Annotated in this window: 14 protein-coding genes and 3 pseudogenes; 4 read left to right on the top strand and 13 right to left on the bottom strand. The window is 42.3% G+C overall.

Annotated elements, in window-relative coordinates; translation table 11 throughout:
- Positions 1-535 (bottom strand): hypothetical protein (locus AC058W_RS10405; protein WP_479390057.1); only part of this gene is annotated, 535 nt, incomplete at its 3' end.
- A 767-nt stretch (positions 536-1,302) separates the two neighbouring features.
- Here AC058W_RS10405 and arcC point away from each other — a divergent pair.
- The gene (arcC, locus tag AC058W_RS10400) at positions 1,303-2,235 is read left to right on the top strand and encodes a carbamate kinase (protein ID WP_117674363.1); all 933 of its coding nucleotides are present in this window, start codon (positions 1,303-1,305) and stop codon (positions 2,233-2,235) included.
- 94 nt (positions 2,236-2,329) lie between these two features.
- On the opposite strand, the gene nrdD is transcribed toward arcC, so the two are convergent.
- Together nrdD and AC058W_RS10390 are read right to left on the bottom strand one after the other, a co-directional pair.
- The gene (gene nrdD, locus AC058W_RS10395; RefSeq protein WP_117674362.1) at positions 2,330-4,465 is read right to left on the bottom strand and encodes an anaerobic ribonucleoside-triphosphate reductase; all 2,136 of its coding nucleotides are present in this window, start codon (positions 4,463-4,465) and stop codon (positions 2,330-2,332) included.
- Positions 4,466-4,585: 120 nt separating this feature from the next.
- On the bottom strand, positions 4,586-5,509 hold the full coding sequence (locus AC058W_RS10390; protein WP_117674361.1) for a hypothetical protein: 924 nt from the start codon (positions 5,507-5,509) through the stop codon (positions 4,586-4,588).
- Positions 5,510-5,834: 325 nt separating this feature from the next.
- Between AC058W_RS10390 and asnA the strand changes: the two genes are divergently transcribed.
- Together asnA and AC058W_RS10380 are read left to right on the top strand one after the other, a co-directional pair.
- Positions 5,835-6,842 carry an aspartate--ammonia ligase gene (gene asnA / locus AC058W_RS10385; protein WP_117674360.1) on the top strand — a complete coding sequence of 336 codons (1,008 nt, stop codon included), beginning with the start codon at positions 5,835-5,837 and terminating at the stop codon, positions 6,840-6,842.
- A gap of 142 nt (positions 6,843-6,984) precedes the next feature.
- Complete coding sequence (locus AC058W_RS10380) at positions 6,985-7,446, top strand: CBS domain-containing protein (RefSeq protein ID WP_117674477.1); 462 nt, start codon at positions 6,985-6,987, stop codon at positions 7,444-7,446.
- Positions 7,447-7,579: 133 nt separating this feature from the next.
- Here AC058W_RS10380 and AC058W_RS10375 read toward each other — a convergent pair whose 3' ends face one another.
- The 5 genes and pseudogenes from AC058W_RS10375 to AC058W_RS10355 form a co-directional block, all read right to left on the bottom strand.
- A complete protein-coding gene (locus AC058W_RS10375) occupies positions 7,580-8,530 on the bottom strand; it encodes a bile acid:sodium symporter family protein (RefSeq protein ID WP_117674359.1) in 951 nt (316 codons plus the stop codon).
- 12 nt (positions 8,531-8,542) lie between these two features.
- Positions 8,543-9,283, bottom strand: a complete 741-nt coding sequence (locus tag AC058W_RS10370; RefSeq protein WP_479390056.1) for an amino acid ABC transporter ATP-binding protein — start codon at positions 9,281-9,283, stop codon at positions 8,543-8,545.
- Complete coding sequence (locus AC058W_RS10365; protein ID WP_178761092.1) at positions 9,273-9,980, bottom strand: amino acid ABC transporter permease; 708 nt, start codon at positions 9,978-9,980, stop codon at positions 9,273-9,275. The genes AC058W_RS10370 and AC058W_RS10365 overlap by 11 nt, the downstream gene beginning before the upstream one ends.
- 71 nt (positions 9,981-10,051) lie before the next feature.
- Positions 10,052-10,337 (bottom strand): annotated as a pseudogene (locus AC058W_RS10360) (transporter substrate-binding domain-containing protein); the annotation flags it as partial.
- A gap of 108 nt (positions 10,338-10,445) precedes the next feature.
- Positions 10,446-10,781: pseudogene (locus tag AC058W_RS10355) on the bottom strand (type 2 periplasmic-binding domain-containing protein); the annotation flags it as partial.
- 358 nt (positions 10,782-11,139) lie between these two features.
- Between AC058W_RS10355 and dapF the strand changes: the two are divergent.
- Positions 11,140-11,991 (top strand): diaminopimelate epimerase, encoded by an 852-nt coding sequence (gene dapF, locus AC058W_RS10350; protein WP_117674356.1) that lies wholly within the window; start codon positions 11,140-11,142, stop codon positions 11,989-11,991.
- Positions 11,992-12,182: 191 nt separating this feature from the next.
- On the opposite strand, the gene AC058W_RS10345 is transcribed toward dapF, so the two are convergent.
- The 5 genes and pseudogenes from AC058W_RS10345 to AC058W_RS10325 form a co-directional block, all read right to left on the bottom strand.
- Positions 12,183-12,500: an AzlD domain-containing protein gene (locus AC058W_RS10345; protein WP_117674355.1), complete on the bottom strand. Its 318-nt coding sequence runs from the start codon at positions 12,498-12,500 to the stop codon at positions 12,183-12,185.
- On the bottom strand, positions 12,490-13,215 hold the full coding sequence (locus AC058W_RS10340; protein WP_118516573.1) for an AzlC family ABC transporter permease: 726 nt from the start codon (positions 13,213-13,215) through the stop codon (positions 12,490-12,492). Before AC058W_RS10340 ends, AC058W_RS10345 begins: the two co-directional genes overlap by 11 nt.
- Before the next feature lie 446 nt (positions 13,216-13,661).
- A complete protein-coding gene (locus AC058W_RS10335; RefSeq protein WP_117674353.1) occupies positions 13,662-14,090 on the bottom strand; it encodes a Fur family transcriptional regulator in 429 nt (142 codons plus the stop codon).
- A gap of 8 nt (positions 14,091-14,098) precedes the next feature.
- Positions 14,099-14,954, bottom strand: a pseudogene (locus AC058W_RS10330) (putative manganese transporter).
- A gap of 624 nt (positions 14,955-15,578) precedes the next feature.
- Positions 15,579-16,892 (bottom strand): O-acetylhomoserine aminocarboxypropyltransferase/cysteine synthase family protein, encoded by a 1,314-nt coding sequence (locus AC058W_RS10325; RefSeq protein WP_118590499.1) that lies wholly within the window; start codon positions 16,890-16,892, stop codon positions 15,579-15,581.
- Positions 16,893-17,229 lie beyond the last annotated feature (337 nt).

Genomic DNA, 17,229 nt, shown 5'->3' with positions numbered 1-17,229 from the left:
CCGAAACCTGCTGACTGCTCTCAGGATTCTGACCGTCATTTGTTCCCTGACCTTCCTCTTCCGTCTGTTTATGTTCTTCTGCCTGTCCGTTTTCTCCGGTCTGATTATTTTCTTCAAAAAAAATATCTTCATCCTGAGTATCTTCGTCATAAACATCTTCGTCACCTGACGGAACATTTTCCTCCAACTGCATTTCTTCTGCCGCCTGGGCATTTTCATTTATATAGTCCTCTTCATCAGGCTGTTCTGTTTCAACTGCCTGTTCATTCTGTCCGGTCTGCGCATTTTGCTGTTCCAAAATAGCATTTCCATTTTCGGACATCTCTGTGTATAGTTCTTTTAACCCACTTAATTCCAGACAAACTTCTGCCTGGAAATTCTTCTCATCTGTCCATTGAGCACTCTGTTTTAACAGAACTTTCTGCTCCTCCTGTGCACTAAATTCCGACGCCGAAGCCACACAATTTCCCACTATTCCTGCCAGAGCAGCGAGTACAGCTGCTTTTTTTAACTGATTCCATATTCTTTTTTTCATAGTCTCAATCTCCTGAAATTCTGTCTCATTTTTTATTCTTATCCAGCGGATATTCACACAAAAATTTCCGCCAATCCATTCCTTATAACATCATTTCATCTTTTGAGTGGTATTATAGTTTACTGTTCACGCGCTTTAATCCTGCAAAGCGCATTACATAAAACAGCGTAAACAGTAACATATTATGGGTACAGACATACACATTCCCCCTCTCCCAATTGCACAAATAAGAAATCATTTGAAATCATCGCACCGACCTGATGCCTGGAAATATTGCTGTTCCTTTAAACAGCCGTAAGAATGTCACTGTTTACACTGTAAATCAGCAACGTAAGAATATCGGTTCTGCGGAATGCAGAAACAGATCTCACACTACATTCAGTAATGTAACTCTACTTTAGCATGTATCTGACCGGAAAACAAGATACCACTTTTTCTTTTTCGTTTTTGTTTATAATTCTTTTAGAAATTTACCGTTTCTTTCAGAGATTCGACATACTTTGAACATATTTTACCCATATAATAGGTCTTGGATAGATGAAAAACCACTCTCTATCTCCCCCCTCAAAAAAACAACAGCCCTCGCAGAAATGCGGGGGCTGTTTGTATGTTTGTATTCAATAGCACTTTTCTATTGCAATTCTTCTGCCAGTCTTTTATAATGTATTTTATCAATGTGATTGAATATTTAGACAACACGTTACTGTTTACTCCATTCTCAGTAACGCACAAAAATTTCACAATATTAAAGAATCGAGGTATTTCCCATGAGCGAGAAAATTACAGTAGTTGCACTGGGCCACAGAGCATTAGGAACCACCTTGCCAGAGCAGAAAATTGCTGCAAAGAAAGCAGCCAAAGCGATTGCAGACCTTGTAGAAGCAGGAAACCGAGTTGTGATCTCACACAGCAACGGTCCACAGGTCGGAATGATCCACACAGCTATGAATGAATTCGGAAAGGCACATCCGGATTATACATTTGCGCCTATGTCCGTATGTTCAGCTATGAGTCAGGGTTATATCGGATATGACCTTCAGACTGCTATTCGCGCAGAGCTGATCTCACGTGGTATCTACAAACCTGTTGCAACTATTCTTACACAGGTTGTAATTGATCCATATGATGATGCTTTCGCAGAACCAGAGAAGATCATCGGACGTGTACTCACCGAGGAAGAAGCAGAAGCAGAAGAGAATAAAGGAAATTTCGTCACCAAACTTGAAGACGGAACTTATAAGAGAATCGTAGCAGCTCCGAAGCCGCAGAAGATTATAGAACTTGAAACAATCCGTACTCTTGTAGATGCAGGACAGATAGTAATCGCTGCTGGCGGTGGCGGTATCCCGGTTATGGAACAGGGAATCGACCTTCATGGTGCAAGTGCGATCATCGAGAAAGATCTTTCCAGCGGACTTCTTGCAGAGGAATTAAACGCAGATACCCTGTTGATTCTCACAAGTGTAGAAAAAGTCAGCTTAAACCTTGGTCAGGACAATGAAGAATATCTTGACACCATCACCGTAGATGAAGCAAAGAAATACATGGATGAGAACCAGTTCGCACCAGGTTCCATGCTCCCTAAATTTGAAGCAGGAATTGCCTTCATTGAAAAGGGTGATGGCAGAAGAACTATTATCACAGATATCTCTCATGCAAAAGACGGATATTATGAAAAGACCGGAACTATCATTAAATAATAAAATATAAAATCTATCATATAAAAAACCAGGGAGTCTTGCAGATAATTTCATTTGCAAGACTCCCTGGTTTTTACTTTCATATTTTTTATATTTACATAGATTTACGTTCCGCAATCTCTGCCATCTTAGCTTCATTCAGACGTGTATCACCATGCACACGGCTGTAAGAGAGATATCCATTCATACGGTCAATCTTAGTCAGGTTCTTGGAACCGCAAACCGGGCACACATCCATCTCAAGCTCCTCATGTCCACAGTCGTCACAGTAAGCAAGAGAAAGGTTAACTCCTTCATAATATCCCAGAGACATCGCTCTGCGGATCAGTGTACGGATTGCTTCACGATTATAACCGATTGGATAACGTACATACTGAATCTTACCGCCATTACACAGTTCCCAGAAACGTCCCTCCAGATCCTGTTTCTCGATCGGAGTTACATCTTCGGTTACATGACAGTGGAAGCTGTTGCTCACATACGGACGGTCAGAAACACCTTTGACAATACCGTACATCTTACGGAACTGCTCAACCTGCAGACCACACAAACTCTCTGCAGGTGTTCCATAAATTGCATAAAGATAACCATCTTCCTCTTTAAACTCATTTACCTTCTTATTGATATATTTCAGAACATCCAGTGCAAACTGTCCGTCCTCAGCGATAGATTTACCATTATAAAGCTCCTGAAGCTCATTCAACGCTGTGATGCCAAAGGAAGCTGTCATCGGCTTCAGAATCTTTCCAATCTTCTCATTCGGTTTCAGATGTCCGCCATAAAAACCACCCTCGCAATATGCCAGTGGGTTGGTAGAAGCTCGCATCTGTCCAAGATAATCATACGTACGGATATGAAGATTACGGATCATCTCAAGATAGAAATCCAGTACCTCATAGAAATCTCTGCTCTCTGCTCTCGCTTTCGCAAGAATCATCGGAAGATGAAGACTTACCGCACCAATGTTAAATCTGCCTACAAATACAGGCACATCCTTGTCATCTGCCGGGTACATTCCGCCACGTTCATACCATGGGCTTAAGAAAGCACGGCATCCCATCGGGCTGATAACCTTTCCATACTGCTTGTACATACTGGAAATATATCCTTTTCCGGACATAGAAAGCCAGTCCGGATACATTGTCTTGGCAGAGCAGTCAACGCCTGCCTCGAATACATCCTCACTGATCTTGCCTTTTCCATGAATGTTCTCGTCATACAGAAATACGATCTTCGGGAAAAGCACCGGTTTCTTACGTCCTGTTTTACCCTGTCCGCCTTTGTGCACTTCAAGAAGAGATACACTTGCCATCTTCTCAAACTGCTTAGTTCCCAGTCCAAGAGTTACTGTCACAAACGGATAATCTCCTCTGGAAGATCCCACTGTATTCAGCTTATACTCGATTCCCTGCCATCCCTGGTCAAAGTCTCTGCGGACTTTATCAAGTGCATACTCAATCGCACGCTCCTCACGTCCGGTCCAGCTCTCATCAGAGTACTTCATAAATTCCTGAATATATTTATCATAGCTCTTCTGTGCATACGGAGCAAGAATCTTATCCACTTCAGGTACTGTAAATCCGCCATACTGCTGTGCAGCGGTGCTCAGGATGATATCCCCCATAACGTCAAACGCTGTATCCAATGTCTTCGGCTCGTTGTACCATACATTTCCCATCTCGAATCCGCCGCTTAATACGGATGCCACATCAAACAGGCAGCAGTTCATGGTATCAAGACGTGCTGACTGGTCATGGATATAAATATAACCATCTTTACAAGCCTGAAGTTCATTACGGTTCATGAAGAATTTACGATAAAGCTCTTTATTCAGTTCATTAAAAATCAGGCTTCGCTTCGTAGCAACCAGTGCGCTGTCTGTATTTGCATTACTCTTATCACCGATATAACGGATTGCCTGACTCTTCGTATATACATCATCCATCATATGGATAAAGTCAAGTTTGTAATTTCTGTAGTCACGATAACTCTTGGCTACAGCCGGATTCACTCTCTCAAGTGCTCCTTCCACAATATTATGCATCTCCTGGATCTGTATCTCATTCTTGCCCAGTGCTTCTGCATGTTCTTCCGCAAAATGGCAGATAAATTCTTTCTCTTTGTCAGAAAATGTATATAAGATTCTGGCCGCCGACTTATTTACTGCCGCTACGATCTTCTGTGAATTAAACTCTTCTCTTGTGCCATCTTTCTTTATTACATATATCATACTTTTCGCTCCCATATACAAGATATAGTATTATTTTCTTTCGTCGTCCACAATTTATTCTATATGTGGTACGTTTATCAAGTATAGCACAGACTATGATAAAAGGGAAGAGCAAAAAAATTATTCGTCATATTGCTGAATTTTATATAATGCAAGATAATTCTCTTGACCGTCCAGAGATACCGCAGTAACCTCATCCCCTACATGTAATTCCATTCTCTCCTGCTGTCCTGCTTCGTCAAATTTTACAGTTTTCTTCTTTCCAGTAGTGTACTTAATCTCCAGTGCCACCTCTTCCCAGCCGGATTTAATCTTATATTCTCCCGGCTCAATTAAAAATTCATACTCTATATCCTCTAAACCATAGATGCCTTCTTGTGTCTTTATATAATTCTCTCCAACCACATAACTTTCTCCCGCGAAAATATAAGTATCCGGTTCGGTGCCCTGAATATTCTCGGTTGATTCCGCAACCTTACTGACTTTATTATCCCAGTCTTTTGTCTCTGTTTCCCCATCATCGCTGTCGCTGCCTGAAAAAACACTGCCGGGATTTATTCCAAACTCATCATTGATAAACGACTCAATTCTATATCCAATACTATCCCAGTACTCTTCGGTCTGTGCTGCAACACTCAGTAAAATTACAACAATGATCCAGAATACAGTTGCTCCCTTTTTGCTCTTTTTCTTCTCTTTCCGCTTCTGTACGGGATTTCGATTCGTGGTATATGTACGAGTGCCGACATTCTGTCCTGCCGACGCTTTTTTTACTGAAGTCTGCACTTTTTCTGTTTTTGCCTTCGGCACTGTCTTTTTTACCGTACTGGTTTTCGAAGACTTATTTGCCGTTTTATTTCTGTCCGGCAGTGGTATCTCGCTCTCGGCCATAGCCTTTCTTACTTTCGCCGATGCATGGCGATAATGCTCTGACCGATCTTCATTCAGATGATACAGTTCCAAATCATTTCTATATGGCATTCCACAATATTTACATCTTCCATTTACGACCGGTCCGTCACAAACCTGGCATCTCTTTCCCATATATCTTCCCCCTGTATTCTATAATTATCCGTAGTCCGTTTCATAATCCGATTTTCTGTCATTTTTATTGTAACATTTTACACTAATCTTGCAAGGTGGAAATTGTCAAACAGATATTTTCCTGTTATAATAGCGAAGTGAAAGATTGTGTTACTGAGAACTGAATGAACCGTAACAGGATTGTTGCCATTCACTTAGTAATCTGTAACAAATGGTTAATGGATATTCATCAATAGCTGAACAATAAAATAATGTAGAATATCTATAATATTTTATTGTTTTGCTATGGAATATACAAATACAGAATTGTAGGAGGATTCCAATAATGGATCAGATTAAAATTCCTGACGGGTATCAGTCAGCTTTAAATCTCCACGATACCCAGATTGCCATTAAGACTGTGAAAGATTTCTTCCAGCAGACGCTCTCCCAGAAGCTCAATCTGCTGCGAGTTTCCGCTCCGGTATTCGTAAATCCGTCATCCGGTCTGAACGACAACTTAAACGGTGTAGAACGCCCGGTAAGCTTTGATATCAAAGGACAGAAAGAGAATGCCGAGATCGTACACTCTCTTGCCAAATGGAAAAGATACGCATTACAGAAATATGGTTTCGCTCATGGTGAAGGTCTTTACACAGACATGATCGCCATCAGAAGAGACGAAGACCTGGATAACATCCACTCTGTATATGTAGACCAGTGGGACTGGGAAAAGATCATCAGCAAAGAAGAGCGCAACATGGACACACTTGTATCCACAGTACGCGCGATCTACAGCGTTCTTCGTAAAACAGAGAAATATATGGCTGTTCAGTATGATTATATCGAAGAAATCCTTCCAAGAGAGATCGCATTTGTCAGCACACAGGAACTGGTTGACATGTATCCGGATCTTACCCCTAAGGAACGTGAATACAAAGTCGTTAAAGAAAAAGGCGCTGTATTCCTTATGCAGGTTGGTAAGACATTAACTAACGGAGAACGCCACGACGGACGTGCGCCGGACTATGATGACTGGGAATTAAACGGTGATATCCTCGTTTATTATCCGGTTCTTGACATCGCACTGGAACTCTCTTCCATGGGTATCCGTGTTGATGAAAACGCCCTTGACAAACAGCTGACTATCGCAGGCTGCGACGACAGACGCGAGCTTCCTTTCCAGAAAGCAATCCTGAACAAAGAACTCCCATACACCATCGGTGGTGGTATCGGCCAGTCCCGTATCTGCATGTTCTTCCTCAGAAAAGCTCATATCGGTGAAGTACACGCTTCCCTGTGGCCGGAAGAAGTTATGAAAGAGGCTGAGGCCAAGGGTGTACAGCTTCTGTAAGAAATAGCTGTATCATCCGAAACATAAGCATGCTGACCGACAATTTCAGATATTGATTCGTCAGTATATCTATATCAGATAATCACATATGCCCAGATATATCTGCGCATATCGCAATGAATGTAGCGGGGTAAATACACAAGTGAATATTTTGTTTTTCTTAACACCAAAAAGCGACGTAGCATATATATTCGAAGATGAAACACTCCGCCAGACACTTGAGAAAATGGAGCACAGGAAGTTCTCTTGTATTCCACTTCTGAGTCTGGATGGAAAATATAAAGGAACCATTTCTGAAGGTGATCTGCTCTGGGGGATGAAAACTTTAAATGTCCCAAATCTGAAAACAGCCGAGGGCATTTCAATCATGGCTATCCCACGCAGGGCAACCTACAAAGCAGTTCACGCAGACTCCGATATGGAGGATCTGCTTGATAAGGCCATTAACCAGAATTATGTTCCGGTTGTCGATGATCAGGGATACTTTATCGGTATCATTACCCGTAAAGAAATCATCAAATATTGCTACAAAGAACTTAAGAAATATGTAGCGGCTTCAAATGCAGAGAAGACTGAATCGCAGATTGATTCTCCTGAGAATTGAGAAGCAGATACCTGTCTCTTCTTTCGCAAAAAACATATTCCAATGCTGATAATATAAACAGGGACTGTAAGCTGATTGATATTTTATATCAATTTCTGCTTACAGTCCCTGTTTTACATAGTACGAATGCAACTCACTCTATAGCAGTTCTCATACTCTTCTGTGCCAGCAGCTTTCCAAACAATGCCGCCAGCACCTGCTGAAACAACGTCCCGATCATAACTGGAAACATCACCTCTCCCGGAAAATATGCAGCCGCTATCACTGCTCCTGCGCTGATATTTCTCATTCCTGTTCCATACATCATCGAAACCGCTGTACTTCGGTCACGTCTGAACACATGAGCCACCAGCCAGCCAAGCGCATATCCTGATGCAGCCAGCACCAGAATTGCCAATGCCACTTTCACCCTCTGCATATTCATATTCCTGATATACGGCGCCACTTTAGATGAATTAGAGGTCACCACAAACATCAATGCCAGCTTGGAAAAAGGTGCCAGTTTTCCCGGCCATGTCTTCATCACTTTTCCATCTGTAACCTGGTTCAAAGTCATCGCAGCGATAGCCGGAAGTGCCACCATAAATACCAGCTCCCGCATCATTTTCGCCGGATCCATCGTCACTGCGGAACCCAGCAGAATCCGCAAAGTAGCCGGAATCAGAAACGGTGCCAGCACCGTATCCAGAACCACAAGTGACAACGATAACGGGCTGTTTCCCTCATAAATTGTCACCCACATCAGGCTTACTACTGCCGTAGGAACTGCAAATTCCAGCACCATTCCTGTGATCAGATCCATATTATCGCCAAAGAAAATATGCCCTGCGCCACAGGCCGCTGCCGGTATCACAACATGAAGCAAAAGCATAATGATAAGCAGCGCCCCCGGATGGCGAAACACATTCGCCACGTCACGGAAACGCGATTTCAGCGCCCCCGCAAATGTTATAAATGCAAATACGGCCGGCACATAAGGCAGACCGCATTTGGCAATATCAGGAAAACACACGCCCACCAACAGGCATGTCGGTGTTACCAGTGCCATCCATTTCTCTATAAAACTGTTAAATTTTTTCAGCATTATAATTCCCTGTTATAAAACTTTTGAAAGGAAGTCTCTCAGTCTCTGATTCTTCGGATTCTCGAAGAATTCTTTCGGTGTGTTCTCCTCCTGAATCTTACCATCGTCGATGAAAATAACTCTTGTCGCTACTTCTCTGGCAAATCCCATCTCATGAGTAACAACAACCATGGTCATACCGGACTGTGCAAGCTCCTTCATCAGCTCCAGAACCTCACCAACCATCTCAGGGTCGAGTGCGGAAGTCGGCTCGTCAAAGAGCATTACGTCCGGGTTCATAGCCAGAGAACGGGCAATAGCAATACGCTGCTTCTGTCCACCGGAAAGCATATCCGGATATGCATTGGCTTTGTCCGGAAGTCCTACATGCGTCAGAAGCTCATCCGCTTTCTTAGACGCTTCTTCCTTTGTCATCAGTTTCAGTTCTACCGGCGCCAGCATAATGTTCTGTTTTACCGTTTTATGCGGAAAAAGATTAAACTGCTGGAACACCATTCCGATTTTCTGACGGTGTCTGTTGATATCGACCTTCGGATCTGTGATATCTGTTCCCTCAAAGAGAATCTGTCCGCCTGTCGGAACCTCCAGAAGATTTAAAGATCTCAGGAAAGTAGATTTACCGGAACCGGAAGGACCGATGATCGCTACTACTTCTCCCTGACAGATATCTGTTGTAATTCCGTCAAGAACCTGATTACTGCCAAAAGCTTTTTTCAGTTCTTTCACCTGGATCAGTACATTCTTATCGCTCACTGGTTCTCAATCTCCTTTCCAGTTTATTCATACCCCATGTAAGGATTCCAACGATCACAAGATAGATCGCTGCTGCCGCCATCAATGGCCAGAATGCATTATAGGTACGGCTCTGAATCAGCATAGCACCCTTTGTCAGGTCCATCATACCGATATAACCGATGATAGATGTCTCTTTGATCAACACGATAAATTCATTTACCAGTGCCGGAAGTACATTCTTAAATGCCTGTGGGATAATGATCAGGCGCATCGTCTGGCTGAAATTCAGTCCCAGGCTCCGTCCTGCCTCTGTCTGTCCCTGATCAATAGACATGATACCGGAACGGACAATTTCAGCTACATAAGCACCAGAGTTGATACCAAAGGCAAGTCCGCCTACGATAATCTTATTGATACTTACAGAGCCAAAAATTACAAAGTTCATAATCAGCAGCTGGATCATGGTTGGTGTTCCGCGGATCACAGTCAGATAAACTCTGCAGATTGCATTGAGAATCTTAAAAGAGCCTGACTTATCATGTGCGGAACGGATGATAGCTACCAGAAAGCCGATGATCAGACCCACGATTACCGCAAACACTGTGATAATAAGGGTTGTTTTCAGACCATCTACCAGCCAGAGATAACGATCATCTTTAATAAAGTTCAGATAAAAATCTTCTTTTATACTTGCTAATATCATAGGATTATTCATAAAAACCTCTGTCCCGAAAAGAGAGCTGTTGGCAGATCGTCAACAGCTCTGTTGCTTTGTTCCAATATTTATTTCTTTACAATGATAACCTGGCTTGCATCTGCATATGTATCTGTAAAATCAACGCTGGATTTACGGTCTTCTGTTACAGTCATACCTGCTGCACCGAAGTCAGCCTTACCGGACTGTACTGCCGGAAGGATGGAGTCGAATTCCATATCTTCAATCTTCAGTTCATATCCAAGCTTTATCGCAGACCGCCTGAGCAATGTCTGCATCGATACCAACAATGTCATCACCTTCGTGATATTCATATGGCTCGAACTCAGCGTTAGTAGCCATTACCAGTGTTCCGTTAGAACGGTCAACATCTTCCGGTGATTCATATGGAGTCTTACCGGCATCCTCACCAATGTAATTATCCATGATGCTGTCGATAGTTCCATCATCTTTAAGTTCTTTCAGAGCTCCGTTGATCTTGTCAAGAAGTTCGTCATTACCCTTCTTTAAGCAGATTGCATATTCTTTTCTTCTAAATGGCTCATCCAGGATCTTAAGGTCATCATTATTCTCTACGAATTTCTGAGCTGGCTGTGAATCAATGATCACACAGTCAATCTGACCTGCTTTTAATGCCTGAACAGCTTCGCTTCCTTTGCTGTAACGTTCTACTGTAGAACCGTCTTTCTCATAATCAGATGCATCAAGGTCACCTGTTGTACCAAGCTGAACACCGATTGTTGCTCCTGCAAGGTCATCTTTTGATTCAACTTTCTGAGCTGCGGATACGCTTCCTGCCATAGAAACTACCATAATCGCACTAAGTGCAAGAGTTGCAAATCTCTTCTGATCTTTCATCTTTCTTCCTCCTCGCATCCGAAAGTATAGATACTGCTGCTGCCTTCTCTCTTCATACAGCAACGTATAATTATGCGTTTCGGTTGTATATTTTTGTTTTTTATTTTAACATACTTTCTATAAAATGCAAGGTAAAACTTGAATGACAGAACCATTTTCCATATAATGTATAATATGATTTCGTTAGAAACATTGCGTTTTTCACTTTTTCATAACATTTTTCCTTTATAGTAACAGATATTGGAAAATAAGAGGTGTATAAATAATTATCATTTTATTTTAATAAGAGGAGGATTTGTCGATGAAATTTACTAAAATGCACGGAATTGGAAATGATTATGTATATGTAAACTGTTTTGAGGAAACTGTGGAGAATCCATCCGCGGTAGCCAGATATGTCAGTGACCGCCACTTTGGTATCGGTTCTGACGGACTGATTCTGATCAAACCGTCAGATGTAGCCGACTGTGAGATGGACATGTACAATCTGGATGGTTCTCAGGGCGCTATGTGTGGAAACGGTATCCGCTGCGTTGCCAAATATGCTTATGACTACGGCATCGTAAACAAAAAACATATCTCTGTCGCAACCAAGAGCGGCATCAAATATCTGGATCTCACTGTCAAAGATGGTAAAGTATCTCTGGTAAAAGTAAATATGGGTTCTCCGATCCTGACAGCAAAACAGATTCCTGTCGTATCCGAGAAGGAAGAAGTTATCAATGAGCCGCTTGTCGTAGACGGAGAAACTTATTACATAACAGCTGTTTCCATGGGAAATCCTCATGCGATCGTCTATATGGCGGATATCGACCATCTTGATATCGAAAAAATCGGTCCATCTTTCGAAAATCACGTAGCATTCCCGGATCGTGTAAATACAGAGTTTGTAGAAGTGATTGATGAACACACACTCAAGATGCGTGTATGGGAACGTGGTTCAGGTGAAACACTTGCCTGCGGTACAGGAGCATGTGCAGTTGCTGTTGCTTCTATTTTAAATGGTCACGTAGATGGAGACAAATCTGTTACTGTGAAACTGCTCGGCGGCGACCTGCAGATTTTCTGGAACAGACAGGAGAACCTGGTTTACATGACCGGTCCTGCAACTACTGTTTTTGATGGCGAGATTGATGTAAGCTTCCTGAAATAATATGGTTTTCTATTTATCCATACGTCCTACACAGACATGACACGTTCATATTACTGTTTAGGACTTTCACAAAAAAACGGATATGTGTCATATTCCATTCACATGACACATATCCGTTTTTTAACCGAATCAAATAAGTAACATCAACTTTGCTGATAGCTCATACTAAAGTTGATTCGGATTATCCACATCTACATCGAAAATTCCAGAACTCTTTCCACAATAAAGACCGCCGCGCATGCGAATAACGCAACCGTAAGGAGGCTTCTCTCTTTATATGCCGCAATCAGCGCCACAATAAATCCAGCTGCCGCAGAAATCACACTATCTGTTGCAAAAAGAATTGCCGGGAAAGTCATCGCTGCCAGACACGCATAAGGCACGTAATACAGAAATGACTTAATAAACGGACTGGTAATTTCTTTTCTCGAAAGTGCCAGAGGAAGCATACGGATCAGATATGTAACTGCCGCCATTACCAGAATATAAATATAAATGTTATGATTCATGAGCCTTTTCCTCCTCTTTCTCTCCCTCGATCGGACAGAAATATGCCGCCGCGCCTGCCACGATCAACGTTGTGATAATAATTACAAATCCCGAGGAAACCTTTGATAACAGCGGAATCACTTTAAACAGTGTGCTCATCACCATCGCAGCCACAACAACTGCCAGCACTGCTTTATTCTGCTTCGCAGGTGGAATAATGATTGCAAGGAACATTCCATAAATGGCCACACTGAGTGCACTCATCATAAAGTCTGGAAGAAGATTTCCTGAAATCGCACCTGCCAGCGTTCCAAGTACCCAGCCAGGAATTGCTACACACATTGCTCCATAATTGTAAAAGGCGCTTACTTTTCCCGGCTGACTTGCACTGATTCCAAAAATTTCATCTGTCACGCCAAATGCCACAATATAACGATGAACCGGTGATTCATCCCTTCTGAATTTCTGTGCAAGGGAAAACGACATCAGACAATATCTCAGGTTAATGATCAACTGTGTCAGCGCCATTTCCCAATAAGAGCCACTCATTACCATAATGTCAAGTCCCGCAAACTGCCCCGCGGATGTTACATTTGTCAATGAAATCAATACCGCCTGCCAGATACTCAGCCCGTCAGCAACCGCCATCATACCAAACGTAAATGATACGGCAAAATATCCCAGTCCTATGGGGAGACCGTCTTTTAAACCCTTTCTGAAGCTTTCACTTCTCATATTGCTCTCCTCCTGTCATAGTTTTACGCCAGACCTTTTATCATCTTTTTGCATATATCCTGAAATTTCATATACAAAACGCAGATAACCCGGAGGACACATCTTCGGCCTCCGGGCTTGATAATATCTTGAAAATGCTCATTTCACAAGTTTACATCATCTGATAAAAACAGTCAACCTTCAATCTTTGTCCAAAATACTCACTGCTTATCACTCGTTACTGTTCACTCCGTTCTCAGTAACGTAGCCAAAATTCATTCCAGATTGCCTGCGGCAATGGAATTTTGGCTTGTATGTCTCGGGATTTTGGCATATTCATGCCAAAACACCTCGCGGGATAGTAGCGTGCGAACAGTAACTATCACTCTTCTCAATTGAAGCAGGTGACTTACTTGATTCGGTTAAAAACAAACTTTTAATATATTGAATAATAGCATACGCTTTACCTACTCGGCGTTTTCGTGATCGCCAGGTTTACATTCTTTACATATTCCGTACAGAATAGAATTCTTACACTGCAATGTAAATCCATGACTTTCTTCGATATGATGAGAAATCTCTTCCATAAAATGACATTCCAGATGAATAATCTTTCCACATTTCACACATTTCAGATGCAGGTGCTGTTCGCATCCACGTCCCGGCTCTACATACTGATAGGCCGCCTGACATCCTTTCTCAGCCACGTATTTAATCACTGTGCCATCCTTCGCAAGTTTATCCAGGTAACGGTAAATCGTTGTGATATTTACCTCGCTGTCATGCTGTTTCAGATATTCGTCCACATCCGCTGCTGTCACCGTATGATCATTGCTGTTCTTCAGATATTCAAGTATTTTCCTGCGGCTTGCCGTCGCATAACTGCTTCCCGCCATAATTCCTCCTAAAATACGATTCCTGCAAATTCAATAATAATTCCCCAGAATACACCCAGTCCGTAAAGAGTTCCGATAATTTTCAGGTTCTGAGCTCTGTCGTGATTTAAACGGAACAGGATTCAGAAGTCCGACTCCTGCATTCACCAGAAGTCCCGCCATCATCGCACCCGCTCCGATAATGTGATCCAGGTATAACTGAGTAATCACTACAGAAGAAGCACAGTTCGGAATCAGACCTACAAGAGCCGCCATCATCTCACCCACGATCGGTGTCCCTGCAAAAAATCCTGCCAGTGTTTCTTCTCCTGCCAGTCCAATGATAATATTTAAAGCCAGAGAAATCAAGAAAATATATACAAAAACTTTCAATGTGTGGGATGCCGCTGAGGAAAGCAGTCCATGCTCACAATGACAGCGCTCCTCCTCGCAGATCTCATGAATATCCATATCCTTTTCCTGCTTCTTCAAAATATGCGTATAAACATATTCCACAACCAGACCGGAAAAGATTCCAATTGCCGCCTTGCAGGCCAGTATTTTCACAATCGTAACAGCCGGCACAGCATTAGAAATCATGATTGGAAGCATCTCATCTGAAGTAGACAGATACACTGCGATCAGTGTTCCCACAGTAATCACACGACCTGAAAAAAGACTGGATGCCGCAGCCGAGAAGCCACACTGTGGAATTACACCCAGAAGCCCTCCCCATACCGGTCCAAGCTTCCCTGCTGTGCGGATTCTGTTGCGTGCCGCTGAACCTGTCTTATGTTCCAGCCATTCCATAAATAAATAAGTAAGAAACAGGAATGGAAGCAGTTTAATACTGTCTATTGCTGAATCTAATATAATCTCTGACATATACCCTCCTGATATCACACAAAATTATTTCTATAGAAATTTCGCAGATACATTCAAATTATCTGCCTCGTATCTTCTATCTTCTCCTATCTGATTAATGTTGTGATATTTGCAACTTGTTCGTATTTGCAATCTGTTTGTATTTGCAACTTGTTTGCATTTTTGTATTATATCGTATTTTCATCATTTGTCAAGTCCCCGCCCACTGTTTATTGCTCTTCGCAACCTCCGCAGGGGACTTGCTTGATTCGGTTAAAGAATAGAATCACATAAAAAAGACCATCTTCCGGATATAGGAGGATAAAATCCGGAAAATGGTCTTCTTATCACGTTATTCTATTCTTGCAATAATTAAGGAGGCATATGCAATGATAATCGAAAATACTACTTATTTACTTGTCAATCGGATATTCGCAATCCGCTTTCGCTACTTGCTCATAACAGAATAACTGCTCCGCAGTTTATCAGGAGGGGCTTGTACCCCTCCTGATACAAGCAAGTCCCACCCACTGCTTATTGCTCCTCGCAATTGAAGCAGGGGACTTACTTGATTCGGTTAAAAACCATCGTAACTGTTCAGCACCTCGCGGGATAGCAGACTGCAAAACAGCTACAAACCATTCATTATTCAGCAACAGCTTTGAATGCTTCGTCAAGGTCCTGAATAATATCGTCAACGTTCTCTGTACCGATAGAAAGACGGATTGTGTTTGGTTTGATACCCTGATCAAGAAGCTCTTCTTCTGTGCACTGGCTGTGTGTTGTTGTAGCCGGATGGATAACAAGAGATTTAACATCAGCTACATTGGCAAGCAGTGAGAACAGTTCAAGGTTATCAATGAAGTCTTTTGCTTTCTGTGCATCACCTTTAATCTCAAATGTAAAGATAGAACCGCCGCCGTTCGGGAAGTATTTCTTGTAAAGTTCCTGCTGGCTTGGATCTGTGGATACAGATGGATGATGAACTTTCTCTACCTGTGGGTGATTGTTCAAATACTGAACAACTTTCAGTGCGTTCTCTACATGACGCTCTACACGAAGAGACAGTGTCTCAAGTCCCTGAAGGAAGATGAAAGAGCTTACCGGAGAGATTGTAGCACCTGTGTCACGAAGAAGGATTGCACGGATCTTTGTAACAAATGCTGCAGGTCCGCATGCTTTTGTAAAGCTTACACCATGGTAGCTTGGGTTTGGCTCTGTAAGAGATGCGAATTTACCTGATGCTTCCCAGTCAAATTTACCACCTTCTACGATGACACCACCGATTGTTGTTCCATGTCCACCGATGAATTTAGTTGCGGAATGAACAACGATATCTGCACCATATTCGATTGGTCTTACAAGGTAAGGTGTTGCAAATGTGTTATCTACAACAAGCGGAATCTTATGTGCATGAGCAATCTTTGCGATAGCTTCAATATCAACTACATCAGAGTTCGGGTTTCCAAGAGTCTCGATATAAACAGCCTTTGTGTTATCCTGGATTGCATTCTCTACTTCTTCAAGGTTGAATACATCAACAAATGTTGTCTTGATTCCGTAAGCCGGAAGTGTATGTTCCAGAAGGTTTGTTGTTCCACCGTAGATATTCTTAGCTGCTACGATGTGGTCACCCTGCTGTGCAAGGTTCTCGATTGTATATGTGATAGCTGCTGCACCGGATGCTACAGCAAGTGCTGCGGAACCACCTTCAAGTGCTGCGATTCTCTTCTCAAATACATCTTCTGTCGGGTTTGTAAGACGTCCGTAGATGTTACCTGCATCTGCAAGTCCGAAACGAGCTGCTGCGTGATCGCAGTTTCTGAATACATAAGAGGATGTCTGATAGATCGGTACTGCTCTTGCATCTGTAACCGGATCCGGGTTTTCCTGTCCTACGTGAAGCTGTAATGTTTCAAATTTGAAATGTCTGTCTTTTCTTGCGATTTTCTTGCTCATGTGTTTGTCCCCATCTTTCTCTATAATTATAATTCGTTATGGTCTTTATTATCAGATTCACTCTGATCATATAACTCTATGATATGTATCCCGGGTTACTGTTCACACGCCACTATCCCGCGAGGTGTTTTGGCATGAGAATGCCAAAATCCCGAGACATACCGCGCGAATTTATGCGAATAGCATAAATTCTGTGCATCGCGAAGCGTGTTACTGGGCACGAAGTGAACAGTAACTATCCCGGAACTTCAACTTCTTATATCCGGAAAATTCTCAGGATTTCTATTTTAATATGTTCTGTTTTCTCTTAGATCAACAACACAGACACATTCGTTTC

The organism is Blautia sp. CGZ-1-C1 (assembly GCF_056504575.1).
The sequence above is the reverse complement of the archived record's forward strand: the minus strand, read 5'-3'. Positions and strand labels throughout refer to the sequence as shown.